Raw genomic sequence first — 23,190 nt, forward strand, 5'->3', positions numbered from 1 at the left:
CCGTCGGCCGCGACGACGGGTCGCCCCGCTCCCACCGCCCGAACGACGCGCTCGTCCGCCCGCCGGTCGCGACGCTTTTACTCGCCCGTGGTGTAGCCTCGGGCGATGCGACTCGGAATCCTGGAGATGGTCGGTCTCGCGGCGACCCTCATCTTCGCCATCCCCGTCGGCGGCTTCGGCCTCACGCTCCTCGCCGACGGGCGGACCGTCTTCGGCGGCGCGATGCTCCTTCTCGCGGTGCTCATGGTCGCGCTCCCGAAGTTCCTCACCATGCCGCAGGACATCCCCTCGCTCGCGGCCGAGAAAGTCATCGGCGGCGTCGCGAAAGAGCCGGACGACGAGGAATAACTCCCCGCGAGGGACGCGAGGGACGCGAGCCGACTACCAGCGACTCGGGTCGAGACCGGTCGGCGCGTCGCCGAGCAGTCGGGGGCCGCCGTCGCCGACGACCAGCACGTCGGTCAGTTCGACCCGGCCGTGGTCCGGGTGCGTGACCGCGGCGCGGACCCGGAGGACGTTGCCGGCGACGAGTTCGCGGTCGCCGTCGAGCGGCGGGTCCTCGCGGGCCGCGAGACCGATGCCGCCGCCCACGTCTCTCGTCACCTCGTCGGCCATCGAGAAGCCGAACGCGGCGGTCTCCGCGCGGAGTTCGCTCCCGAGGAAGCCGGCGTCGTCGCCGGGGTCGGCCTCGACCAGACTGACCTTTCTGGCGGCGTCGCAGGCGACGTGCGCCCGGCGCTCCCACCCGCCGTCGGGGTCGACGACGAAGGTGCGAGCCAGCGCGCCGCGGTAGCCCGCCGGCCCGCGCGGGCCGACCGAGACGACGATGGGCTCGCCCGTCCGGAGTTCGACCGGTTCGCCCCCGTCGCCTCGGGTTCCCGCGCGAATCGTCGTCGCGCCCGCGGCATCGACGCCTTCGGCCGCGAGCGTCGTGTTCACCTGCCGCCGGAGCCGCTCGGTCGAAAGCGGCGCGCCGTCCCAGTAGAGCGCGGACTGTTCATCGTTGTCGGCGTCCTCGACCGTCGCCGCCGACAGTATCGCGGCGGCGCGCCCGACGCCGCGGGTCGCCGCGCGCTGGGCGGCCTCGATGGCGTCTCGCTCGGCGTCGTCTTTCACCGCGCGGGCGGCTTCCACCGCCGGGGTCGACGCGAGGTCGTAGCCCGCCGATTCGAGGTGGAGCGCGGCGTCGTGCGGAATCGTCCGGGGCGCGAGGACGGTTCCTTGGGCCGCGTCGTGCTCCGCGAGGACGGCCGCGGCGGCCTTCCCCGGCGGGCGGTCGTCGACGCGGACCGAGGCGACCGGGAGGGATGGCGGTTCGACGGTCGAGGGGACCCGGAGATGCGTCTCGCCGTCGACGCGGACGAAGGCGAGGTCGCAGTCGAACTCGCGGCCGGTGAGGTAGCGACTCGTGGGGTCGGAGCCGCCGGAGACGGCGACGAAGCCGACGGCGTCTCGCTCGGAAACGGCGGCGTCGATGGCGTCGCCGCCGCGCGGACCGCTCCGCACGGGACGTTACGCCTCGGGTTCGGGCGCGGGCGGTTCCTGCGCGTCGTCGACGAGTTCCTGCGCGGGGGCCTCGCGAATCTCGTTGTGGAGCAGGACGCTGATGGGGAGCGTCGGCGCGCCGGTGACGAGGTTTTCGAGGACGATGAGGCGCTCGCGGGCGCGGGACATCCCGACGTAGAAGACGCGGCGCTCGTTGTCGGTGATGAGCGGGACGGGGCTCGTCGTCGCGGTGAACTCCTCGATGCCGCGGGCTTCGAGCTCCTCGTCGGAGACGGAGGCGGCCATCTGCTCGACGACCTTCTCGGTCAGGTCGGTCGCCATGAACACGTGGTCGGCCTCGCGACCCTTCGCGGAGTGGATAGTGCCGACGCGGACGCGACTGGGGTCCATCCCCTCGTAGCCGCCGCCGAAGTACGCGTTGACGGACTTGCGCTGGAAGCTCGTCACCTTACGAACCATGTCGCTGGCGGACGAACTGTCCGGGGCGAAGGGCGCGAAGTTCTTGATTTCCTTCGGCGTGAACTCGATGTTCGTGATGTCGTCGACGCCGGCCTCTTCCTGTCTGTCGTCGATGGCGTCGAAGAGGTCGTCGCGGTCGTTCGTGCCGAACGCGGAGTCCTGGAGCATGTCGGCGAGGCGGCGCGCCTGCAAGCCGTCGACGGGTTCCTCGGCGTCCAGCGCCTCGACCGCGCGGACGTACTGCGTGAGTCGGTCGGTCCACATGCGCTGGTCGGTCAGCGTCGAGAAGGGGATGCCCGACGGGAGGAACTCGTCGATGAACTGGAACATCTGGTAGCGCGCGCGGAACAGCACCATCACGGTGCCCTCGTCTTTCTCGACGGTGTAGCGGACGTTCCGGGCGAGTTCGAGCATCGACGGGCTCTCGACGGCCTCGACCGCGCCGCCTTCCTTGCGGGGTTTGAGGTCCTTCTCCTGTCGCTTGTCGATGTGGCGAATCTCCCGGTTGACGACGTTGAGCACGTTCGACGGGAGCCGATAGGAGTTCGGCAGAATCTCGTCGTTGTCGCGTTCCGCGTCGAGGAGGAGGTTCGGGTCCGCGCCCTGCCACGCGTAGACGACCTGGTCGTCGTCGCCGGCGATGAGGACGCCCTTCATGTGGGGCTTCCACTCCTCGTACACGTCGTACTGGAGGGTCGTGATGTCCTGGAACTCGTCGATGACGAGGTAGTCGACGTTGGGGACGAGCGCGCGCTGTTTGACGCGTTCGAGCATGTCAGCGAATCCGACGAGCCCGTTTTCGCCCTTGTAGGCGCGCCACGCGCGGATGGCCTCGGGGATGTCGATGCGGTCGTCGTCGGACGGCCACGTCGGCGTGTACTTGTTGCCCTCCTGGGCGTTCGGGTCGACTTCCGGCGGGAGGCGGACCTCCTCGACGTTCCACTGGAACGGCACGTCGTACCAGTCGGAGACGTCGCGGCGGGTGCGCTGGAGCCACTGGCTCGTCGCGATGACCTTGTTCCCGATGGTGGTCGAACGGGCGGTCCGGCGGCCCGCGCCGCCGTACTCGTCTTCGAACTCGATGCCGTAGTCCTCACAGAACTCCTGTTTGTCGCTCTCGCCGACCACGTCGTTCCGCGAGAGGCTCAGCAGTTCGTACGCCTTCGCGTGCATCGTCGAGACGTTCCCCTTCAGCGACCGGGGGTTGATGTCGAGTCGCTCCGCGAGCCGGTCGCGGACCTCGGCCGCCGCGGCTCGGGTGTAAGAGACAACGAGAATGTCGCGGATGGTGACGCCGTCTTGTTCGAGAATCTCCTCGACCTTGTCGAGCAAGGCCGTGGTCTTCCCGCTTCCCGGGCCGCCGAACAGCCGGGTGACGGTCACGTCGGATTCGCTCATTGTGCACGTTCACGGTCTTATCGGTGATAAGCGACGTGCTTCGGACGAGGGCGAACGCGCCCGGAGTTGCGTACTCGCCGGGCGTTCGCGGACGGCTCACCGAGCGGGTGAAAACCGTCGAGAACAGGTGCTTCGTGGCTTGGTCAGTTCGGACGCGTCAGGCCTCCGGCACCCACCCGCAGACGGAGCAGGTCGCCGCGCCCATGTCGTGCAGGGCCCCGCAGTCGGGGCACTGCAGTTTGTTATAGGATCGGTCCCAGCGTGCCGGTTCTGTCTCGTGACCGCGGTCGGTCAAGAACTGGTCGAACAAGTCGTCACTGGGTGCTGAGGCCATACGTGGTATGATATGACATACCCCTATTTAGTTCCTGCGACGACTCCGAGCCGTCGAAAATCGGGGGACTGCGACGGACTGTCAGTCTCGCCTACAGGTCGTACAGCGCCCCGTATTTCGACTCGACGTAGTCGAGGAACGCGTCGGCGGCGAAGTCTTCACCGGTGGCTCGCTTCACGAGGTCGTTGGTCTCGTAGCGGCGGCCGTGGCGGTGGACGTTCTCGCGGAGCCACTCGCGGAGGTCGCCGAACTCGCCGTCGGCCAGCTTCCCGTCGAGGTCGTCGATGTCCGCCTCGGCGGCCGAAAACAGCTGGGCGGCCATGATGGAGCCGAGCGAGTAGGTCGGGAAGTAGCCGAAGTTCCCGTACGCCCAGTGGATGTCCTGCAGACAGCCCTCGGAGTCGGTGTCCGGCCGGATGCCGAGATACTCCTCGTACTTGTCGTTCCACGCCTCCGGCACGTCCTCGACGGCGAGGTCGCCGGCGATGAGGTCGCGTTCGAGTTCGAACCGGATGACGATGTGCAGGTGGTAGGTCAGCTCGTCCGCCTCGACGCGGATGAGGTTGTCGTCGTACACCTGATTAGCCGCCTCGTAGGCCTCCTCGACCGTCGCGTCGACCTCGGGGAACCGCTCTTCGAGCGTGGGCAGGAAGTGCCGCCAGAAGGCCCGCGAGCGCCCGACGTGGTTCTCCCAGAGCCGCGACTGCGACTCGTGGACCGAGAGGTTGCGGTTCTCGCCGAGCGGCGTCGCGTAGTGCTCGTCGGGCAGGCCGAGGGTGTACAGCGCGTGGCCGAACTCGTGGACGGTCGAGAACAGCGACCCGAGCACGTCGGAGTCGTCGTAGCGGGTCGTCACGCGGGCGTCGAACTGCGTCCCCGACGAAAACGGGTGCGGCGCGGTGTCGAGGCGGCCGCGCTCCCACGGGTAGCCGAGCGTCGTGAGCGCGTCGCGGACGAGTTCCTCCTGTTCGTCCTCGGGGAACTCACCCTCGAAGGCGTCCACCGCGAGGTCTGTGTCGGACTCACGGATGTCCGCTATCATCGAGACGAGCACCTCGCGCACCTCGGCGAGAATCTCCTCGGCCTGTTCGAGCGGGAGACACGGCTCGTAGTCCTCGAACAGCACCTCGTAGGGGTCGCGGTCGGGGTCGATGTGCTCGGCGTACTGTCGCTTCAGTTCGACGTGTGTCTCCAGATGCGGCGCGAATTTCTCGAAGTCGTCTTCGGCCTTCGCCTGCTTCCACGCCGGGATAGCCTCCGAGGACGCCGCCGAAATCCGCTCGACGAGGTCGTTCGGCACGCGGGCCGCCCGCTCGTAGTCGCGGCGGAGTTCGCGGAGCACGTCGGCCTGCTCGTCGGTCGGGTCGTCGGCCTCGGCCGCGTCGAGCAGGTCGCCGAACTCGTCGTCGGTCAGGAGTTCGTGGCTCAACGCGGAGAGCGCGGACATCTGCTGGGAGCGCGCGGGCGTCCCCTCGTCGGGCATCATGACCTGCTGGTCCCACGAGAGGATGCCGCCGGCGTTCTCGACGTTGGCGATTCGCTTGTACTTCTGGAGGAGTCGGTCGTACGCCGACTCCGAGTCGGATTCCGCGGAGGACTGTGCCATGGTACGTACGGTGGTCTCGGAGGCGTATTAAATCGCAGGAGCCGGGTATCGGTGTGGGTGTTTCGAGATTCGCCCGCAACTGGTTGCTCTACTGGCACCGACAACGTGCCAACCGGACTCACCGACACAACAGCCGTGACCAACACCGCGAAAGCCCCCGCGAGCGACGGCTCCCGCGGCGACGCGCGCTCCTCGGCCTCCAGCCTGCGGTGCTCACGCCGCCGGGGTTCGCCCTCGCTCACGGCCCCTTTCAGTCCCGCCCGGTGGTTTGTCGGGAGTCGTCGCGGATGGAGTGTTCAGGTCTCGTCGCGGGCGGGGCGTTCAGTCGTCGTCGCGGCGGCGGTTGGCCGCTCTCACCAGTCTTCCACGAGCGCGCGGTACGTCTCGTAACACCGCGCCAGCACGTCGAGCGACACGCTCTCGTCTCTCGTGTGGGCCTCGCCGGGTTCCGAGGGGCCGTAGACGACGCAGGTCGTGCCCGCCTGCGCCAACCACCCCGCGTCGGTCGCGTGGGGTTTCGTCGCCTGCTCTGGGTCCGCGTCCCCGCGGGCCTCGTGGACCGACCGGGCGGCGTCGAGGACGCGCTCGGCGAACTCGGCGTCGTCGCACGCCATCGGCGGGAGGTCCTGTTCGACCACCCACTCGACGCCCTCGAGTTCCGCCGTCAGCGCGAGGTCGGCGAAGCCGCCGGGGACGGTCCGCTCGTCGATGGTCACTTCACAGCGGTCGGGGATGACGTTCCACGCGCTCCCGCCGTCGATTTCGGTGACGGCGACGCTCCCCGAGACGGGGTGTCCGAGGACCTCGGCGTCCGGCACCGAGAGGCCGCGGACCACGTCCACCGCGTCGGTCGCGCGGTAGACGGCGTTCTCGCCGCGCTCGGGCTCGCTGGCGTGGCAGGCGGTCCCCGAGGCGACGAGGGTGCTCGCCCGGCGGCCCCGGTGGGCGACGGCCACGTCGGTCCGGTCCGGGCCGGTGTAGTTCGTCGACCCCTCGGCGACGACGGCGTAGTCGAGTTCGAAGCCGTCGTCGAGCGCCGCGCGGACGCCTTCGCCGCCGATTTCCTCGCCGACGAACGAGGCGAAGACGACCTCCGAGTCGGCGTCTGCGGCCGCGTCGCGGAAGGCGAGCATCGACGCGGCGACGGCCCCTTTCATGTCCGCCGCCCCGCGGCCGTAGAGGCGGCCGTCGCGGGTCTCGACCACGTAGTCGCCGTCGTCGGTCGTCTGCCGGTCGGCCGGCGGGACCACGTCGTGGTGGCCGACGAGCGCGAGCGACGCGCCGACGCCGGGATTGACGCGGGCGACGACGTTCCCCGCGCCGTCTCTGGTCACGTCGGCGTCGGTCTCCTCGCGGAGCCACGACTCGATGCGGTCGCCGACGGCGGTCTCGTCCTCGTGGCTCGGCACCGACACGAGCGTCTCCGTGAGGTCGCGGAGTTCGTCCATGCCGGCCCGTCGGCGGGTCACCCCAAAAGCGTGTGGCGTCCGGCAGTCCCGCAGGGGGCCGGCGCGACCGCGGTCGATTCGTCCTTCTCCCGACCTCGTTATCAGTATTCGAGAATGCGCGCCCCGGCTTATTGTGCGCTCCACGCACCTCGGAGTATGCGACTCGTCTCGACGTACGAACGGTTGCTCTGGGGAAGCATGGACGCGCTCGGCATCTCGGATTCGGTCGAGAGAAAGGTCGTCGCCGCCGTCGCCATCCAGTTCGCGGTGTCGCTCGCGCAGGCCGCGCTCCCGTTGGTCGCGACCGGCGCGTTCCGGCTCGAACTCTCGGCGGTCCTCCTGTTCGGTGCCGGCCTCGCGTTCGTCAACACGATTATCATCACGCGAAAAGACATCGTCTCGCCAATCGAGTCCATCTCGTCGGCGGCCGCGGGCGTCGCGGCGGGCGACCTGTCGACCCGCCCCCCGGACGTGAGCGGGAGCGACGAGGTGGCCCGCCTCGCCGACGACTTCAGCGCGATGCACGACCACCTCCGCGTCGTCGCCTCGCAGGCGGGCGCACTCGCCGACCAGCGGTTCGACGACCCGGCGCTCGACGAGGACCTGCCGGGCGAGTTCGGCGCGGCGCTCGACCGGATGCAACGCGACCTCGCCGACTACACGCGCAACCTCCAGCACCTCGTGGAGGCGTTCGCCGAGGCGACCTCGCGGGCGCAGGCGGGCGACCTCACCGCCACCATCGACACCGACGACTGGGGCGTCGACGACGAGCGGTACGAGGAGGTCGCGGCGACCTACAACGACCTCGTCCGCACCCTCTCGTCGACCATCGGCGAGGTGCAGTCGTTCGCACAGGAGGTGTCGCGGATGAGTTCGACCGCCCGCGAGCACGTCCGCCGGGCCGACGCCGCCAGCGAGGAAGTCGCCGCCTCGGTCACCGAAATCTCCGACGGCGCGGGGGCGCAGACCGACCACCTCCAGACCGTCTCCGACGAACTCAACACGCTCTCCGCGACCGTCGAGGAGATAGCCGCCTCCGCCGACGAGGTCGCCACCACGGCCGAGACGGCCTCCGAGCGCGGCGAGGTCGGCCGCGACGCGGCGACCGAGGCGATGGAGGAGTTAGACACGGTGGAGGCCCGCATCGACCGCACCGCCGACGCCGTCGCCGAACTCACCGAGAGCATCGAGGAGATAGACGAAATCGCGGCGTTCATCGACCACGTCGGCTCGCAGACCGACCTGCTCGCCATCAACGCGGCCATCGAGGCCGCCCACGCGGGCGAGGCCGGCGACGGCTTCGGCGTCGTCGCACAGGAGGTCAAGTCGCTCGCCGAGGAGACCCGCGACTCCGCCGACGAGGTGTCGGGCCTCATCGCCGACATCACCGACCACTCCGAGGAGACGCTCGCCGACGTGCGGGAGATGAACCGGCAGGTCGCCGACAGTCTGGAGACGGTCACCGAGGCCATCGGCGAGTTCGAGACCATCGTGGACATGGTGACGGACATCGACGCCAGCGTGGCCGAGGTGAGCGCCGCGACCGACCAGCAGGCCGAGTCGGCGGCGGACATCGCCGCCCGCGTCGACGACGTGGCGAACATCTCCGAGGAGACCGCAGGCCAGTCGCGGACCGTCGTCGAGACGGCACAAGAGCAGTCCGAGTCCATCGGCGACCTCGCGGACCAGACCGAGGTGCTGTCGTCGCAGGCGGCCGACCTCGACGGCCTCGTCGGGTCGTTCGAGGTCGTCGACGGGGAGCGAACCGTCGCGCCGGGCGACGACTGAGTCGAGGGCGCGGAACGCGGGACGCGGGACGCGGGACGCGTGACGTGGTACCGCCCGACGCCCCGCCGGCGGTGTCACCGCTTTTATCTACAACCTTATCCGTCACCCGCCCAAACTCACGCGCATGAAAATAGTGCCGGACACGAGCGCGGTCATCGACGGTCGCGTGTCCGAGCGAATCGACGACGGCACCTACGAGGGTGCCGACGTGCTCGTCCCCGAGGCGGTCGTCAGCGAACTCGAATCGCAGGCCAACGACGGCCGTGACACGGGCTGGGAGGGCCTCTCCGAACTCCAGCGCCTCGCCGAGTTCGCCGACGACGGCGTCATCGACCTCAAGTACGTCGGCCGTCGCCCGAGTTCGGGCGAGACGAAAGGTGCCGGCGAGGGCGACATCGACGCGCTCATCCGCGACATCGCCACCGAGCGGTCGGCGACGCTCCTGACGAGCGACGTGGTGCAGGCCGAAGTGGCGAGAGCGAAGGGCGTCTCGGTCGAGTACGTCGAGGCCGCGGTCCGCGGCTCCGGCGGGCTCATCATCGAGCGTTTCTTCGACGACCAGACGATGTCGGTCCACCTCAAGACCGACACCCGCCCGAAGGCCAAACGCGGCGCGGTCGGCGAGATGCACTACCAGCCCATCGCCGACGAGCCGACCGACGAGGCGACGATGAAGGAGTGGGCCGACGACATCATCAACTCCGCCCGCGCCGCCACCGACGGCTTCGTCGAACTCTCCGAGCCGGGCATGGACATCGTCCAGTTCCGCGACTACCGCATCGCGGTCGCCCGCCCGCCGTTCGCCGACGGCATCGAAATCACCGCCGTCCGGCCCATCGTCAAGACCGAACTCGACGACTACGAGTTCGCCGACGAACTCCGCGACCGACTCGCCGAGCGCCAGCGGGGCGTCCTCATCGCCGGGTCGCCCGGTGCCGGGAAGTCCACGTTCGCGCAGGCGGTCGCCGAGTTCCTCAACGACAGCGACTACGCGGTCAAGACGATGGAGAAGCCGCGGGACCTGCAGGTCGGCCCCGACATCACCCAGTACACCGCCCTCGGCGGCGACATGGCGAAGACGGCCGACTCCCTGCTCCTCGTGCGCCCGGACTACACCATCTACGACGAGGTCAGAAAGACCGAGGACTTCTCGGTGTTCTCGGACATGCGACTGGCGGGCGTCGGCATGGTCGGCGTCGTCCACGCCACCCGCGCCATCGACGCGCTCCAGCGCCTCGTCGGCCGGGTCGAACTCGGCATGATTCCGCAGGTCGTCGACACCGTCGTCTACATCGAGGACGGCGAGGTCCACACGGTGTACGACGTGCGCACCGAGGTGAAGGTGCCCGAGGGCCTCTTCGCGGAGGACCTCGCCCGCCCGGTCATCCAGATTCGGGACTTCGAGACCGGCACGCCGAAGTACGAGATTTACACGTTCAACCGGCAGGTCGTCACCGTCCCGCTCGGCGAGGACGGCGAGGAGAAGGAAAGCGGCGTCTCCCGACTTGCGAAACAGGAGATCGAACGCGAGATTCGCTCCATCGCCCGCGGGCACGTCGACGTCGACCTGCAGGGCCAGAACCGCGCGGTCGTCTACGTCGAAGACGACGACATCTCCTACGTCATCGGGAAGGGCGGCGGCCGCATCTCGGACGTCGAAGACCGCCTCGGCATCGACATCGACGTGCGGACCCACGACGAGAAACCCTCGTCGTCGGGACAGCACGCGGGCGCGAACGCCGGCGGGCAGTCCGGCGCGTCCGGCTCCGCGGGCGGGGCCGACGAGGGCGTCGTCGTGACGCCCGAGGTCACCTCGCGGCACGTCGTCGTCCGGATGGACGGCCACGTCGGCGAGACGGTCGAGGTCCGCGCCGACGGCGAGTACCTGTTCACGGCGACGGTCGGCCGCGGCGGCGACATTCAGGTCTCCCGCGGGAGCGCCATCGCCGAGGAACTGGAGAACGCAATCGATAGAAAACAGCAGATTACGGTCGTTCCGGCCTAACAGAACGGCCGAATCGTCGTTTTCGTCGGTCGGGGCTCGACCGGGTCGACACGTCGCAACTGGTCTCTTACGACACCGACTGCGAAGCGTGCGGTGGTTCCGCGGCGGTTCTCACTACTCGGCGCAACAGGCCTTTTCCTTGCCGCCGTCGGCTTTGGCCTGCGCCTTCTGCGGCGCGAGATCGGTCAACTGATAGAGGTTCTGTCGGGCGTCGGCGAAGTAGACGTCCTCGTCGACGATACCGATTCCCTCCAGTCGTTCGAGCGCGTAGCGAACGGTTCGCGCCGAGAGCATCGACTCTTCGACGATGCCTTTCTGGGTGAGCGGACCGTTGTATTCGAGCACTTTGAAAACAAGCTTCGCACTCGGTGGGAGGTCGTCGAGACTCTCCTCTTCTGTTCCAGCCATCGTTACGAATCGAAACGCGCTACCAGCATAAACCTTGTTGGCCTGCGACCGGCCGACAACGCTTTACCCGCGGGGCGGCGGGAGGAACGAACGCCTTTTGACGCCGGATATCGCACGGGAACACATGGCCACGGAAACGCAGACCGGACTCTCCAGTCACATTCGCGGAGTGACGGTCACGACACTCGCCTGCCTCGCCGGCATCGCCGCCGCGGTGGTCTCGGGTGCTGTGGTGGGGACGAGTCCCGAGGCCGCGACCAATCAGTTGGCCGTGGGTATCCTCGGGGCGCTCGTCCTCATCCAGTTCCCCGTGCTCCGCGTCGTCGGCGTCGACGTCACCGGGTTCGGCGCGAAGGACTACCTCTACGTGGTGTTCATGACCTTCGCGCTCTGGTTCATCACGTTCGCCATCCTGCTGACTTCGGGTGTTCAGCTCTAACGATGGCCGACGATAGTATCGCCGTCGTCGACTTAGACCGGTGTTCTCCCGACCGCTGTAGCTACGAGTGCTCGAACTTCTGTCCGCCGAACCGGACGGGCAAAGAGTGCATCACGCTCCGCGGCGAGGACGCCGAGCAGGGCGGTCCCGACCAGGTGCGCATCTCCGAGGAAATCTGCCTCGGCGAGACCTGCGGCATCTGCGTCGAGAAGTGCCCCTTCGACGCAATCGAAATCATCAACCTCCCCTCGGAACTCGACGAGGAGCCGACCCACCGCTACGGCGAGAACGCCTTCTCGCTGTACGGGCTTCCGGTCCCCGAGTCCGGGTCGGTGACGGGGATTCTCGGCCCGAACGGTATCGGGAAGACGACCGCCGTCCGCGCCCTCGCGGGCGAGATGGTCCCCAACCTCGGCAACTACGACGACGACCCGACGTGGGAGGCCGTCCTCGACCGCTTCCGCGGCACCGAGCTCCAGAACTACGTCGAGCGGGTCCGCGACGGCGAGGTCTCCATCGCGCGCAAGCCGCAGTACGTCGACCAGATTCCCAAGCAGTTCGACGGGACGGCCCGCGACCTCCTCGAAGCGACCGACGAGCGCGGCGCGCTCGACTCCTACATCGACCGCCTCGACATCGGGCCCGTCGTCGACAACGACATCGAGACGCTCTCCGGCGGCGAGCTTCAGCGGGTCGCCCTCGCGGCGACGCTCGCCCGCGACCGCGACTTCTACTTCCTCGACGAGATTTCGCCGTACCTCGACATCGGCCAGCGCGTCACCGCCGCGCGGCTCATCCGCGAGCTCGCGGAGGACGAAGACCGCGCGGTGCTCGTGGTCGAACACGACCTCGCCATCCTCGACCTGCTCGCCGACACGCTCCACGTCGCCTACGGTGAGCCGGGGGCGTACGGTGTCATCACCGACCCCAAGTCGGTCAGAAACGGCATCAACGAGTACCTGAAGGGCTACCTCTCGAACGAGAACATGCGCATCCGCCCGGAGGCCATCACCTTCGAGGAACACGCCCCGCGGGAGACGACGAAGGCCGAACCCCTCGTCGAGTACCCCGACCTCGCCAAGTCCTACGGCGACGGCGAGTTCTCGCTCGACGTGGAGTCCGGCACCATCTACAACGGCGAAGTGCTCGGCATCGTCGGCCCCAACGGTATCGGGAAGTCCACGCTCGCCCAGCTCTTTACGGGCGACCTGACGCCCGATATGGGCGACCTCGACTTCGCGCTCGACATCTCGTACAAGCCGCAGTACATCGAAATCGACCAGCCGATGCGGGTCGACGCGTTCCTCTCGTCTATCACCGACCAGTTCGGCTCGTCGTACTGGAACACCGAAATCGCGAACCCGCTCCAGCTCAACCGCATCATGGAGCGCAACCTCACCGACCTCTCCGGCGGCGAGCGCCAGCGCGTCGCCATCGCGGCGTGTCTCTCGCAGGACGCCGACCTCTACCTGCTCGACGAGCCGTCGGCCCACCTCGACGTCGAACAGCGCGTGCAGGCCACCTCGGCCATCCGCCGCTACGCCGAGAACCACGACGCGACGGTCATGGTCATCGACCACGACATCTACATGATGGACCTGCTCGCGGACCGCCTGATGGTGTTCGACGGCGAGCCGTCCATCGAGGGCCACGCCTCGAAGCCGCAGGAGATGCGCGACGGCATGAACGACTTCCTGTCGGACCTCGACATCACGTTCCGCCGCGACGAGCGCACCCAGCGCCCGCGCATCAACAAGCCCGACTCGCAACTCGACCGCGAGCAGAAGCGCGCCGGCGAGTACTACTACGCCGAGTAGCGACCCGGTCGCCCGGTCGCGTTTCCGTCCGCCCCGTTTCTTTTCACCGCCGACGGCGACCCGGTAACACGCCGCGCCGCGAGTGACTCCGATGTTACTACGGACGTTTTCACGGCCACGCTCGAAGACGTGGGTATGACGAACGATTCCCCATTCAACGGCTCGCTCACGGACGACACCCACCTCGGCCGGGTCGCGCTCCGCGTCGGCTCGCTCGACCGGGTCGTCCCGTTCTACCGCGACGTGGTCGGCCTCGCGGTCGAGCGCGCCCGCGACGGGTCACGGGCGGTCCTCTCGGCGGGCGAGACCCCCGTCGTCGTCCTCGACGAGGACCCCGACGCCCCCGAGCGCGGTCGCCGAGAGGCCGGGCTGTTCCACCTCGCGGTCCGCGTGCCCGACCGCGGCGCGCTCGGCGACGTGCTCTCTCGGGCCCGAACCCGCGCGAGCGACGCCGGTGCGACCCTCTCCGGCGCGTCGGACCACCTCGTCAGCGAGGCGCTGTACTTCCGCGACCCGGAGGGCAACGGCGTCGAGGTCTACCGCGACCGCCCCCGCGAGGAGTGGCCGTGGACCGACGACCGCCGGGTGTCGATGGACACGCTCCCGCTGGACCTCGGTGCGCTCGCCGGCGACGCCGCCGGCGACGAGGGCGCGCCCGACGGCACCGACCTCGGCCACGTCCACCTCGAAGTCACCGACGTCCCTCGGTCGCGGGACTTCTACGTCGACGCGCTCGGCATGCGCGTCCGCGACGAGGGCTACCCCGGCGCGGCGTTCGTCGCCGCCGGGGAGTACCACCACCACGTCGGCCTGAACAGTTGGAACACCCGGAGCGCTCCGGTCAGCGAGGGCCGCGGCATCGAGTGGTTCGAAGTCGTCGTCCCCGACGCCGCGACGCTCGACGCGGTCCGCGAGTCGCTGGCCGCCAACGGCCACGAGGTCGACGAGGAGGGGGACGATTCGTTCGTCGTCTCCGACCCCGACGGAATCGCCGTTCAGGTCGTCCACAGCCGCTGACGCGTCGGTTTTCCCGAACGAATCGTTTTGTCGCTGGTCGCCCAACGGGACGGTATGATATCGAGCGATTCGAGCGAGCGCCGTCGCGGGCTCACCCTCCGGAGCCCGGCGTTCGACGACGGAAGCCCGATACCCCGCACCCACGGCTACGCGACCGAAAACGAGAGTCCGCCGCTCCGAATCGGCGGCGTGCCACCCGGAACCGTCTCGCTCGCCCTCGTGATGGACGACCCCGACGCGGTGAAGCCCGCGGGCGAGGTGTGGGACCACTGGCTCGTCTGGAACATCGCTCCCGAGACCGACGCCATCGAGGCGGGCGAGACGCCGCCGGGCGCGGTCGAGGGAACCAACAGCTACGGCGAGCGTGGCTACGGCGGTCCGAACCCGCCGGACGGCGAGCACGCCTACCGGTTCCTGCTGTACGCGCTCGACGCGCCCCTCGACCTCGACGCGGGCGCGACGAAGGCCGACCTGAAGCGCGCCATCGCGGGACACGTCATCGCCGAGACGCAGTTGACCGGGACTTACGCGCCCTGAACCGGGCGAAAACGAGTCTCTCTGTCACCGACCGCCGTCGGACTCGACGATCGCGCCCGTGCCGGAATCAGCGCCCGGCCCGGCCCCCGTCCCCGCGCCGCCATCGCCGTCTCCGGCCGCCCGAAGCGTCACGTCGTAGCCGAAAGACCGAATCACGTCGAGGTTCGTCCGCACGTGGTCCGTGACGGCGGGAATCCGCAGGCGACCCCCGGCGAGCGCGACCCAGACGAGCAGTTGGTCGGCCATGTGGCGGTCCACGGGCGCGTCGCCGCGGAGCCAGTCGAGAAACGCCGCCGCCGCCCGCGACCCGACCGCCTCGGCGGGGGTGCCGCGCTCGCCGTAGGCGTCGAAGCCGGCGACGACCGATTCGGAGCCGTCGCCGCCGCGCTCGTCCCCGTCTCCGCCCCGCGCGACGACGACCACGACCGAGCCGGGCGAGTCGCTTTCGACCGACGAGACCGCGGCGCGAACCGGGAGGTCGACGCCCGCCTCGGCGAGCGCGTCGCGGACGCCCTCCACCTGCCGGTCGGCCACCGCGGCGTCCGCGAGCGAGTCGCTTTCGACCGAGTAGACCCGGAGTTCGTCGGGCTCACTTCGGCGGTCCAGCGCCAGCGGCGTCGGCTCTGCGGGGTTGACACGGAGCGAAAGCGTGCCGCCGCCGGCCGGGTAGAAGCCGCGGCGAGGCACGGAGACGCCGAACTCGACGCCGAACATCGAACACAGCGGGCGCTTCACGTACCGGAGGTAGTCCGCCGGCGGCGACCACCGGACGTCGGTGCCGCCGGTGACGGTGAGCCGAAGGGGGGCGTCGACGGCGACGGCGGCCGGGAGCACCGTCTCGCAGACGAGCGTCGCGCTCCCGGCGGTGCCGACGGCCGCCTCCACTGGGTCGGTTCGAACGTCTCCGGGCGAAAATCGGAGTGTCGAAGCGCCGACCTCGCCGCCCTCGACGTCGGCGTTCGAGACGGCCGCCGCGACCGAGACGCAGGCGACGTGCTGGGCCTTCAGTCCGGGCGTCGAGCGGTTCCCCCTGACGTTCGTCATCTCGAACGGCTCGCCGGTGACGAGCGAGAGCGCGAGGGCGGTTCGCAGGGGTTGGCCGCCGCCGTCGCGGCCGTCGAGTCGGCGCATTCAGCGGACGACGGTGACGGGACAGGACGCCCGCTCGACGAGTTCCTTGGCGACGCTCCCGACCAGCCCCTCGTAGCGCTTCGAGAGGCCGCGGTGGCCGACGAAGATGCCGTCGGCGTCCGCCTCCTCGGCGTAGGCCGGAATCGCCTCGACGGGGTCGCCGTAGAGGAGTTCCGCGGTCGCTTCGACGCCCGCGTCGGCGGCGCGTTCGGCGGCCGCCTGCAGGACGCGCTCGGCGCGCGCCTCCGCGTCTTCGAGGCTCTCGGCGACGATGCGGTCGCCGGTTCTGGCCACGCCCGCGACGGGTTCCTCGCCGCCCTCGACGAGGACTTGGGGTTCGACCGCGTGGACGACCGTGACCGTCGCCCCCAGCGGTTCGAGCATCGAAAGCGCGTGGTCGAGCGCCCTGTCGGCGGCCGCAGACCCGTCTACTGCAACGACGAAGTTCATACCCGTATACAGGTGCCGAGACGAGAAAAAGGGTGAGACGAGACGGGGCGAGACGAAACGAGACGGAACGGGATTCCGCGACTAGTGGACGAGCCGACTGCAGGTGCCACAGAGGTTCTCTTCTTTCACGTCGACCTCGCGGACCGTCGGCGAGAAGGACATGACGCACTTGTTGTTGTCGCAGTGTTCGAGGCCGAGGGTGTGGCCGATTTCGTGGACGACCTCCTTTCGCACGCGGTCGGACAGCACCTCGTCGGCGGGCTTGTTCGTGATGCCCCCGTCGGTGGAGGTCTGGAGGCGGTACGTGGAGATGACGGAGCCGTTGCCGTTGAGGTACGCGAGGCCGAAGACGTAGTTTCGGCGGCGGTAGTAGAGGTCCTTTTCGGTGATGCCGATGTTCTTCTCGCCGCGACCGATGCGGCTCGCCAGCTCGATGAACTGCTCGGCCCGGTACTGGTTTCGGCTCCGGTCGAACGCGCCCTCGGGTATCGCCTGATTCGAGTGCACGGTCACGTCGCAGTCGTAGACGGAGCGGAGTCCGGCGGATGCCTCCCGCTTGACGGCCGCAGAAATATCCCCGATAGGCACGATATCGACGAGCATGCGAGGGATTAAGCGGGGACGCTTCATAAATATCCCGACGTGAAAAAATCGCTTCGCGACGCGCTCGTCGCACGGTTGTCGGGGTACGACCGCGCGGTCGAAATCGGGGTCGGCCGGGAGCCGTCGGTGGCGGCCGCCCTCGCCGACCGCGGGGTCGACGTGGTCGCCGTCGACGTTCACGACTTTCCCGTCCCCGAGGGCGTCTCGTTCGTCCGCGACGACGTGTTCGCCCGCGCCGACGCCTCCGACCTCGGCCCCTACGCCGACGCCGACGTCGTCTACGCGCTGAACGTCCCGGTCGAACTCCACCGACCCGCCGCGGAGGTCGCCCGCCGCGCCGACGCCGACTTCCTGTTCACCACGCTCGGCTACGACGAGCCGTCGATTCCGGTCGCCCGCGAGTCGCTTCCGGGCGATACCCTGTACGCCGCCGAGCGCGGGCGGCGGGACCAGCGCACCCGGCGGGACTCCCCCGGTCGGTCCCAAGGGTAAGGCACTTGCCCGCTCGTCGCGCGGTTCCGGTATGCACGCGGACGCTGTCGTCCTCGATATCGACGGAGTGCTCGTCGACGTCGCCGACTCCTACCGGCGCGCCATCGTCGAATCCGTGGACCGACATTACGGCACGACCATCTCCCGCGACGAGGTCCAACTGTTCAAGGACGCCGGCGGCTTCAACAACGACTGGGAACTGACGTACGCGGCGGCGCTGTACGTCCTCGCCGCCCGCGAGACCGACCTGTCTGTCGCCGAGTTCACCGACGAAATCGAGGCCCGCGGCGGCGGTCTCGACGCCGCCGAGGCGACCGTCGAAGCCCTGTGTTCCGACCCGAGCGCCGTCTTCGACGAGTGGGAGCCCGAGTCGCTCCGCGAGACGTTTCAGACGCTCTACCTCGGAGGCGACCTGTACCGCGACCTCGAAGGCGGCGACCCGCCGTTCGAGGCCGCCGGCTACATCCACGACGAACCCGTGCTCCTCCGCCCGGAGACGCTCGACGCCCTCGGCGACCGCGAACTCGGCGTCGTCACCGGTCGCCCCAGCGCCGAGGCCGACATCGCGCTCGACCGCGTCGGCATCGACGTGGCCGACGACCACCGGTTCACGATGGACGACTGGGAGGAGGGAAAACCCCACCCGGCCGCGCTCGTGACGGTCGCGGAGCGCCTCGGGGCCGACTCGGTCGTCTTCGTCGGCGACACCCTCGACGACGTGAAGACGGCGCTGAACGCCGACGCCGCCGACCCCGAGCGCGTCTACTACGGCGTCGGCGTCCTCTCGGGCGGCCTGACCGGCGACGACGGCCGACAGAAGTTCTCCGAAATCGGCGCGGCCGCCGTCGTCGAGGACGTAAACGAGGTCCCGGACCTGCTCGACTGATGGCTCGGACGCTGACTCCGACTCCCGTTTCGACGCCGGAGGGCCGCTGATGGGACACCTCCGCGCCTTCGTCGTCACGCTACTCGCGCTCGACGCGGTCGTTGTCGTCGTCGGGACGTACCTCCTCCCGCCGGACCCCGTCACGCAGTTGTTCCTCGTCGGGCCGCCCCTCCTTTTCGCCCCGGTGGTCGCGTGGTGGCTCGTCTACCGCGACGGCTTCGAGCGGGTGCAGGCGCTCGTCGAGTCCGACGGCGACGGTCGGTGACCCCCCGCCCGCGAACACAGGCAGAACCGACCGGTCGCACAACCCTTTAGGTCGGTTCGGTCCGCAGGTGTGGGTATGCGAATCGCACTCCTCGGTGGGACCGGCGACATCGGCGAGGGCCTCGCCCTCCGCTGGGCCTACCACACCGACCACGAGGTCATCGTCGGGTCGCGCGACCCCGACAAGGCCCGCGAGAAGGCCGACGAGTACGAGACCGAACTCTCCAGTCGCGGCCGCGACGTGAAGGTAAACGGCTTCGCGAACGAGATGGCCGCCGACCGCGCCTCCGTGGTCGTCCTCGCCGTGCCGCCGTACCACGTCTCCGACACCGTCGCGGCCGTCTCCGACTCGCTGTCCGAGGGCGACGTGCTCGTCACGCCCGCGGCGGGCATGAAGCGCGACGACGACGGCTTTCACTACCACCCGCCGAAGGCGGGGAGCGTGACGGCGCTCGTCGCCGACGCGGCCCCCGACGACGTGCCGGTCGTCGGCGCGTTCCACAACCTCGCGGCCGGCCGACTGGCCGACCTCGACGCCGACCTCGGCATCGACACGCTCCTCGTCGCCGACGACGAGGACGCCAAGGAGACGGTGCGCCTGCTCGCCGAGGGCATCGACGGCCTCCGCGCGCTCGACGGCGGCGGCCTCGCCAACGCCCCCGAAATCGAGGGCATCACCCCGCTTCTCATCAACGTCGCGCGGAACAACGACGGCCTGCACGACCTCGGTATCCAGTTCAAGTAGCGCCGTCCGATCCGCGTCCGAATCCCGTTTTCACGACAGTTCCGACCGCGGCACCGTCGCGGCCTCCCCGTAGAGGGTCCGCGCGACGAGCAGTCCGACGACGGCGACGAGCGCGACGCAGGCGAGGTACTCGACGCGGAAGCCGACCACCTCGGCCATCGGGACGGCCACGAGCGGGCCGAGCGTCGACCCCGAGTCGCCGAAGACGTTGTAGACCCCGCCGAGTTTGCCCACGTCGTCGGCCGGGCTGAGGTCGCCGAGATAGGCCAAAAGCGGCGGGTTCGACCCGCCGACGCCGACGCCGATGAGCGCCACGCCCGCGAGCGTCGAGACGAGCGTCGGCACGAGCGCCAACAGCGCGAACCCGGCCGCGAGGACGCCCAGAGCGGGGAGCGTCAGCGCCGCGCGGTTCGACAGGCGGTCGGAGTACCGCCCGACGGCGAGCGTCGTGACGCTCGACGCGACGACGCCGACGGCCATCACGACCCCGCTGACGCCGGCACCCGAGAGGCCGCCGAGCGAGATGTCGTTCGCCGTCGCGTACAGCACGGCCGTCGAGAGGAGGACGCCGGAAAACAGAAAGCGGACGGCGAAGTTGACGGTGCCGACGGTGAAGATGCGGATGTCGGCGCTGACCAGCCGCGGCACGTCGCGGAGCGAACTCGCCGCGGTCACGTCGGTCTTCACGTCCGGGAGGACGGAGATGGCGACGAGGGCGGCGAACAGGCCCGCGCACCCCGCGACGGCGAACGCGGTGGCGTAGCCGAACGCGTCGGTGACGAGGCCGCCGACGACGAGGCCCGCGGGGAAGCCGAGGCTCTGGCCGCCGCGCATGTAACCGACCCACTTCCCGCGGTTTTCGTCCGAGGTGACGTGGGTGATGGTGCTGAACGCGCCGACGAAGACGAACGCCGAGCCGACGCCCCAGCAGGCCCGCGACAGGAGGAAGACGGTCGCGCTGTCGAGCGGAATCGGACCCGGGTCCAGCCCGAGGACGTAGCCGAACGGCGACAGCCCCTGCACGACGAACCCGGCTATCATCGGCCGGCGCGTCCCCATCCGGTCGAGTATCTGCCCGGCGGGCGTGTTCACGACCAGTCGGGTGAACCGGTTCGCCGAGAGGATGAGGCCGACCACGAACGGCGTGATGCCGATGATGGGGCCGAGCGTCGGCAGGGTCGGGAAGGCGACGCCCGCGCCGACGCCGCCGAAGAAGACGCCCGCGATGAGGCTCCCGGCGACGAACTCGACCGACGGCTCGTCGCCGCCGAACAGCCGGCTCACGCGGCCGACCCTCGGGAGGGGAGCGCGGCGCGGTTCGGGGCGGTTCGTGGAAGCGGACCGGCGGATGCGGGGTGTTGCGAGAAAACGGACTGACGGACGCGGGTTCGGGGGGCGTGCATCGAGAGAGTGCGCTATCGTAAACGCACGCTCTTGGTGTTTTGCAATCGGGCCGTCTCGTCCGGGAACTGCGGACGCCTCAGAACCGCGTTTTCAGCTCCTCGCGCAGGTCGTCGAGCGAGGCGTCTTTCATCGACAGGAGGACGAGCAGGTGGTAGACGAGGTCGGCGCTCTCGTAGAGCAGTTCCTCGCGGTCGTCGTCCTTGGCCGCGAGGATGGTCTCTGTCGTCTCCTCGCCGAGCTTTTCGAGGACGTAGTTCTCGCCTTTCTCGTGGGTGAAAAGCGTCGTCGTGTAGGAGTCTTCCGGGAGGTCCGCCTTGCGCGACTCGATGGTCGCAAAGAGCTCGTCTAAGACCTCGTCGGTCGGGGTGTCGGCGTCCATGGTCGCACGACGGGCGGGCGCGGAAAAAGACCCTCTGGTTCCGGCGGGCGGCCGTCACTCCGCCAGTTGGCCGGTCGCTCAGGCGTCGGCTTCGACCGCGAGTTCGTCGAAGAACGCGAGGTCGTGGATGCGGCTGTCGGGCGTCAGTTCGGGGTGAAAGGAGGTGCCGACGACGGGGCCGTCGCGGACGGCGACGGGGTTGCCGTCCCACTCGGCGAGCACCTCCACGCCCTCGCCGACCTCGTCGATGAGGGGCGCGCGGATGAACACCGCGGGGAACGGCGAGTCGAGGCCGGCCACGTCCAGCGGGGCCTCGAAGCTGTCGACCTGCCGGCCGAAGGCGTTGCGGTCCACCGTCACGTCGAGGAGGTCGAGCGTGGTCACGCGGTCGTCCTTGGCGTCGCGGGAGGCGACGATGAGGCCGGCGCAGGTGGCGAGGACGGGTTTGCCGGCGTCGACGTGGGCGCGAATCTCGTCGGCGATGCCCTCGCGTTCGAGGAGCCGGGAGATGGTCGTGGACTCCCCGCCCGGCATGAGCAACACGTCGCAGTCGGGGACGAGGCCGTCGCTTCGGATTTCGACGATGTCGGCGTCGACGCCGTGGGCGTCGGCGGCCCGTTCGACGGCGTCGGCGTGTTCGGTCACGTCGCCCTGCACGGCGACGACGCCGGCGCGTAGCGTAGTCATGGACGGGTCTCGGGAAGCCGCAGACAAAAAGCGTCCGTTCGGCGGTCGGCGGTCGGCGGTCAGAACGCGAGCGCGTTCAGCACCAGCACGCCGATGCCGAACAGCGCTCCCGCGGCGAAGACGGTTTTGGGGTCGATTCGAATCGCGTTACGGTCCTCCGCGTCGAAGTAGCGGACGAGGCCCGCGCTCGACATCAGACCGCCGCTGTTCTGGCCCTTGCTCATGTTCCACCGTCCGTGCGTCCGCCGCCTAAACGTTTCGGCTCGCTTCGGAGCCGCGTGGCGCGCAGTCGGGACGCCCGTCCGAGTCGCCGACGACCGCGTTCCTCTTTCGCCCCGGTTCGCGGGCGTCTCGACGCTCGAAGACGCCGAACTCGCCCGGAACGGCCGCGGCGCACAACCGGAGAGACGCGGGCCCATGAGTAATCCTTATGCGCGGGGGCGGGCAAGATGCGCCGGGATACGATGACTGTTCGACTCTTGGACTTCTACGCGGACTGGTGCGGCCCTTGTAAGACGCAGGACCCGATTCTCGACGAACTCGAAGGCGACTACGAGAGCGTCGAGTTCGTCAAGGTCGACGTCGACGAGGAACAGGACGTGGCCAACCAGTATCAGGTTCGCTCGCTCCCGACGCTCATCGTCGAGAACGACGACGGCATCGTCGACCGATTCGTCGGTGTCACCCAGCGCGACGACATCGAATCGGCGCTGAGCCAGGCCGGCGCGTAAGCCCGCCGCGAACCGCCGCGTTTTCCGACCCATCCGGACGACCGCCGAGCGGCCCGCGAGCGCCGGCGGTGTGTCTCGCAAGCGTTATACGACCGGCGGCGGGACTCGTATGCATGGCTAGTGACGCTGCGACGAAGCGGACGCTCGAGAAGCAGATTTGCATGCGGTGCAACGCGCGCAACCCCCAGAAGGCCAAGCAGTGCCGCAAGTGCGGCTACAAGCACCTTCGACCCAAGTCGAAGGAACGCCGCGCCGCGTAAGCCCGCACGCTTCTCTCAGGCGTCTCGCCGATACAGCTCGAACAGGACCGCGAGCAGTGCGAGCTGGACGAGCTTGTCCGCGACGCCGCCGATGCCGAAGATAGCCGGCCAGTTGAGCGCGACGTAGAGGACGACCTGTCCGGCGGTGAAGGGGATGCCGAGCAACACCACCCACGAGCGGAGGCGCTCGTCGCCGCGGAGGACGCCGACGATGCCCGCGGCGAACCCCGCGGCGGCCCCGAGGAACGCGATTCCGAGCGGGTCGGCGAGGTCCGCGGCCAGCGCGCCCGCGCCGAAGACGAGGTGAATCACGCCGGTCACGGCCGCGAGGCCGACGCCGACGTAGTGCAGTCGCGTCAGGTCGCCGCCCGCGTCCTCGGCCGCGTCGGTCGCCAT

The 23,190-nt window shown here is 69.3% G+C and carries 27 protein-coding genes; 13 read left to right on the forward strand and 14 right to left on the reverse strand.

What is annotated here, in order from left to right:
• The first annotated feature begins 105 nt into the window (after positions 1-105).
• Positions 106-348, forward strand: coding sequence for a DUF7533 family protein (locus C438_RS09280; protein WP_004969099.1), 243 nt, complete (start codon positions 106-108; stop codon positions 346-348).
• Between the two features lie 33 nt (positions 349-381).
• On the opposite strand, the gene C438_RS09285 is transcribed toward C438_RS09280, so the two are convergent.
• From C438_RS09285 to C438_RS09300, 5 genes are all read right to left on the reverse strand, one after another.
• Complete coding sequence (locus tag C438_RS09285) at positions 382-1,506, reverse strand: M24 family metallopeptidase (RefSeq protein WP_004969100.1); 1,125 nt, start codon at positions 1,504-1,506, stop codon at positions 382-384.
• 6 nt (positions 1,507-1,512) lie between these two features.
• Positions 1,513-3,363, reverse strand: coding sequence for a UvrD-helicase domain-containing protein (locus tag C438_RS09290; protein WP_004969101.1), 1,851 nt, complete (start codon positions 3,361-3,363; stop codon positions 1,513-1,515).
• A 157-nt stretch (positions 3,364-3,520) separates the two neighbouring features.
• Positions 3,521-3,697, reverse strand: a complete 177-nt coding sequence (locus C438_RS20175) for an HVO_0416 family zinc finger protein (protein ID WP_004044508.1) — start codon at positions 3,695-3,697, stop codon at positions 3,521-3,523.
• A 91-nt stretch (positions 3,698-3,788) separates the two neighbouring features.
• Positions 3,789-5,303 (reverse strand): carboxypeptidase M32, encoded by a 1,515-nt coding sequence (locus tag C438_RS09295; RefSeq protein WP_004969102.1) that lies wholly within the window; start codon positions 5,301-5,303, stop codon positions 3,789-3,791.
• A gap of 353 nt (positions 5,304-5,656) precedes the next feature.
• Complete coding sequence (locus C438_RS09300) at positions 5,657-6,751, reverse strand: M20 family metallopeptidase (RefSeq protein ID WP_004969103.1); 1,095 nt, start codon at positions 6,749-6,751, stop codon at positions 5,657-5,659.
• A 156-nt stretch (positions 6,752-6,907) separates the two neighbouring features.
• Here C438_RS09300 and C438_RS09305 point away from each other — a divergent pair, with 156 nt between their 5' ends.
• Together C438_RS09305 and C438_RS09310 are read left to right on the forward strand one after the other, a co-directional pair.
• The gene (locus tag C438_RS09305; RefSeq protein ID WP_004969104.1) at positions 6,908-8,539 is read left to right on the forward strand and encodes a methyl-accepting chemotaxis protein; all 1,632 of its coding nucleotides are present in this window, start codon (positions 6,908-6,910) and stop codon (positions 8,537-8,539) included.
• Between the two features lie 124 nt (positions 8,540-8,663).
• Complete coding sequence (locus C438_RS09310) at positions 8,664-10,544, forward strand: PINc/VapC family ATPase (RefSeq protein WP_004969105.1); 1,881 nt, start codon at positions 8,664-8,666, stop codon at positions 10,542-10,544.
• Positions 10,545-10,658: 114 nt separating this feature from the next.
• Here the strand turns inward: C438_RS09310 and C438_RS09315 are convergent, their stop codons facing one another.
• Positions 10,659-10,952, reverse strand: coding sequence for a MarR family transcriptional regulator (locus C438_RS09315; RefSeq protein WP_049917911.1), 294 nt, complete (start codon positions 10,950-10,952; stop codon positions 10,659-10,661).
• Positions 10,953-11,076: 124 nt separating this feature from the next.
• Here C438_RS09315 and C438_RS09320 point away from each other — a divergent pair, with 124 nt between their 5' ends.
• The 4 genes from C438_RS09320 (at position 11,077) to C438_RS09335 (ending at position 14,762) form a co-directional block, all read left to right on the forward strand.
• Positions 11,077-11,391: an EMC6-like membrane protein gene (locus C438_RS09320; RefSeq protein ID WP_004969107.1), complete on the forward strand. Its 315-nt coding sequence runs from the start codon at positions 11,077-11,079 to the stop codon at positions 11,389-11,391.
• Between the two features lie 2 nt (positions 11,392-11,393).
• The gene (locus tag C438_RS09325) at positions 11,394-13,208 is read left to right on the forward strand and encodes a ribosome biogenesis/translation initiation ATPase RLI (protein ID WP_004969108.1); all 1,815 of its coding nucleotides are present in this window, start codon (positions 11,394-11,396) and stop codon (positions 13,206-13,208) included.
• Positions 13,209-13,343: 135 nt separating this feature from the next.
• Positions 13,344-14,225, forward strand: coding sequence for a VOC family protein (locus C438_RS09330; RefSeq protein ID WP_004969109.1), 882 nt, complete (start codon positions 13,344-13,346; stop codon positions 14,223-14,225).
• Positions 14,226-14,279: 54 nt separating this feature from the next.
• Entirely contained in the window at positions 14,280-14,762 is a 483-nt protein-coding gene (locus C438_RS09335; RefSeq protein ID WP_004969110.1) for a YbhB/YbcL family Raf kinase inhibitor-like protein, read from the forward strand.
• 24 nt (positions 14,763-14,786) lie between these two features.
• Here the strand turns inward: C438_RS09335 and rtcA are convergent, their stop codons facing one another.
• The 3 genes from rtcA to C438_RS09350 all read right to left on the reverse strand — a co-directional run bounded on the left by rtcA (position 14,787) and on the right by C438_RS09350 (position 16,946).
• A complete protein-coding gene (gene rtcA, locus C438_RS09340; protein ID WP_004969111.1) occupies positions 14,787-15,893 on the reverse strand; it encodes an RNA 3'-terminal phosphate cyclase in 1,107 nt (368 codons plus the stop codon).
• Positions 15,894-16,343, reverse strand: coding sequence for a universal stress protein (locus C438_RS09345; RefSeq protein WP_004969112.1), 450 nt, complete (start codon positions 16,341-16,343; stop codon positions 15,894-15,896). It abuts the gene before it with no gap.
• Between the two features lie 81 nt (positions 16,344-16,424).
• Positions 16,425-16,946, reverse strand: coding sequence for an archaemetzincin family Zn-dependent metalloprotease (locus tag C438_RS09350; protein ID WP_004969113.1), 522 nt, complete (start codon positions 16,944-16,946; stop codon positions 16,425-16,427).
• Between the two features lie 39 nt (positions 16,947-16,985).
• Between C438_RS09350 and C438_RS09355 the strand changes: the two genes are divergently transcribed.
• The 4 genes from C438_RS09355 (at position 16,986) to npdG (ending at position 19,333) form a co-directional block, all read left to right on the forward strand.
• On the forward strand, positions 16,986-17,438 hold the full coding sequence (locus C438_RS09355) for a UPF0146 family protein (RefSeq protein ID WP_004969114.1): 453 nt from the start codon (positions 16,986-16,988) through the stop codon (positions 17,436-17,438).
• A 31-nt stretch (positions 17,439-17,469) separates the two neighbouring features.
• A complete protein-coding gene (locus tag C438_RS09360; protein ID WP_004969115.1) occupies positions 17,470-18,324 on the forward strand; it encodes a TIGR01548 family HAD-type hydrolase in 855 nt (284 codons plus the stop codon).
• A gap of 49 nt (positions 18,325-18,373) precedes the next feature.
• Positions 18,374-18,589 (forward strand): DUF7534 family protein, encoded by a 216-nt coding sequence (locus tag C438_RS09365; RefSeq protein ID WP_004969116.1) that lies wholly within the window; start codon positions 18,374-18,376, stop codon positions 18,587-18,589.
• 75 nt (positions 18,590-18,664) lie between these two features.
• The gene (gene npdG, locus C438_RS09370; protein WP_004969117.1) at positions 18,665-19,333 is read left to right on the forward strand and encodes an NADPH-dependent F420 reductase; all 669 of its coding nucleotides are present in this window, start codon (positions 18,665-18,667) and stop codon (positions 19,331-19,333) included.
• 30 nt (positions 19,334-19,363) lie between these two features.
• On the opposite strand, the gene C438_RS09375 is transcribed toward npdG, so the two are convergent.
• From C438_RS09375 to C438_RS09390, 4 genes are all read right to left on the reverse strand, one after another.
• Positions 19,364-20,617: an MFS transporter gene (locus tag C438_RS09375; protein WP_004969118.1), complete on the reverse strand. Its 1,254-nt coding sequence runs from the start codon at positions 20,615-20,617 to the stop codon at positions 19,364-19,366.
• 196 nt (positions 20,618-20,813) lie between these two features.
• On the reverse strand, positions 20,814-21,116 hold the full coding sequence (gene hisE, locus C438_RS09380; RefSeq protein WP_004969119.1) for a phosphoribosyl-ATP diphosphatase: 303 nt from the start codon (positions 21,114-21,116) through the stop codon (positions 20,814-20,816).
• Positions 21,117-21,194: 78 nt separating this feature from the next.
• A complete protein-coding gene (pdxT, locus tag C438_RS09385) occupies positions 21,195-21,803 on the reverse strand; it encodes a pyridoxal 5'-phosphate synthase glutaminase subunit PdxT (RefSeq protein WP_004969120.1) in 609 nt (202 codons plus the stop codon).
• Between the two features lie 59 nt (positions 21,804-21,862).
• Positions 21,863-22,027 (reverse strand): preprotein translocase subunit Sec61beta, encoded by a 165-nt coding sequence (locus tag C438_RS09390; protein ID WP_004969121.1) that lies wholly within the window; start codon positions 22,025-22,027, stop codon positions 21,863-21,865.
• 240 nt (positions 22,028-22,267) lie between these two features.
• Between C438_RS09390 and trxA the strand changes: the two genes are divergently transcribed.
• On the forward strand, positions 22,268-22,534 hold the full coding sequence (gene trxA, locus C438_RS09395) for a thioredoxin (RefSeq protein WP_049917914.1): 267 nt from the start codon (positions 22,268-22,270) through the stop codon (positions 22,532-22,534).
• A gap of 113 nt (positions 22,535-22,647) precedes the next feature.
• Positions 22,648-22,794, forward strand: a complete 147-nt coding sequence (locus tag C438_RS09400; protein WP_004044485.1) for a 50S ribosomal protein L40e — start codon at positions 22,648-22,650, stop codon at positions 22,792-22,794.
• Between the two features lie 15 nt (positions 22,795-22,809).
• Here C438_RS09400 and C438_RS09405 read toward each other — a convergent pair whose 3' ends face one another.
• On the reverse strand, positions 22,810-23,190 hold the full coding sequence (locus C438_RS09405) for a hypothetical protein (RefSeq protein ID WP_004969123.1): 381 nt from the start codon (positions 23,188-23,190) through the stop codon (positions 22,810-22,812).

Source organism: Haloferax denitrificans ATCC 35960, assembly GCF_000337795.1.
Taxonomy (GTDB): Archaea; Halobacteriota; Halobacteria; order Halobacteriales; family Haloferacaceae; genus Haloferax; species Haloferax denitrificans.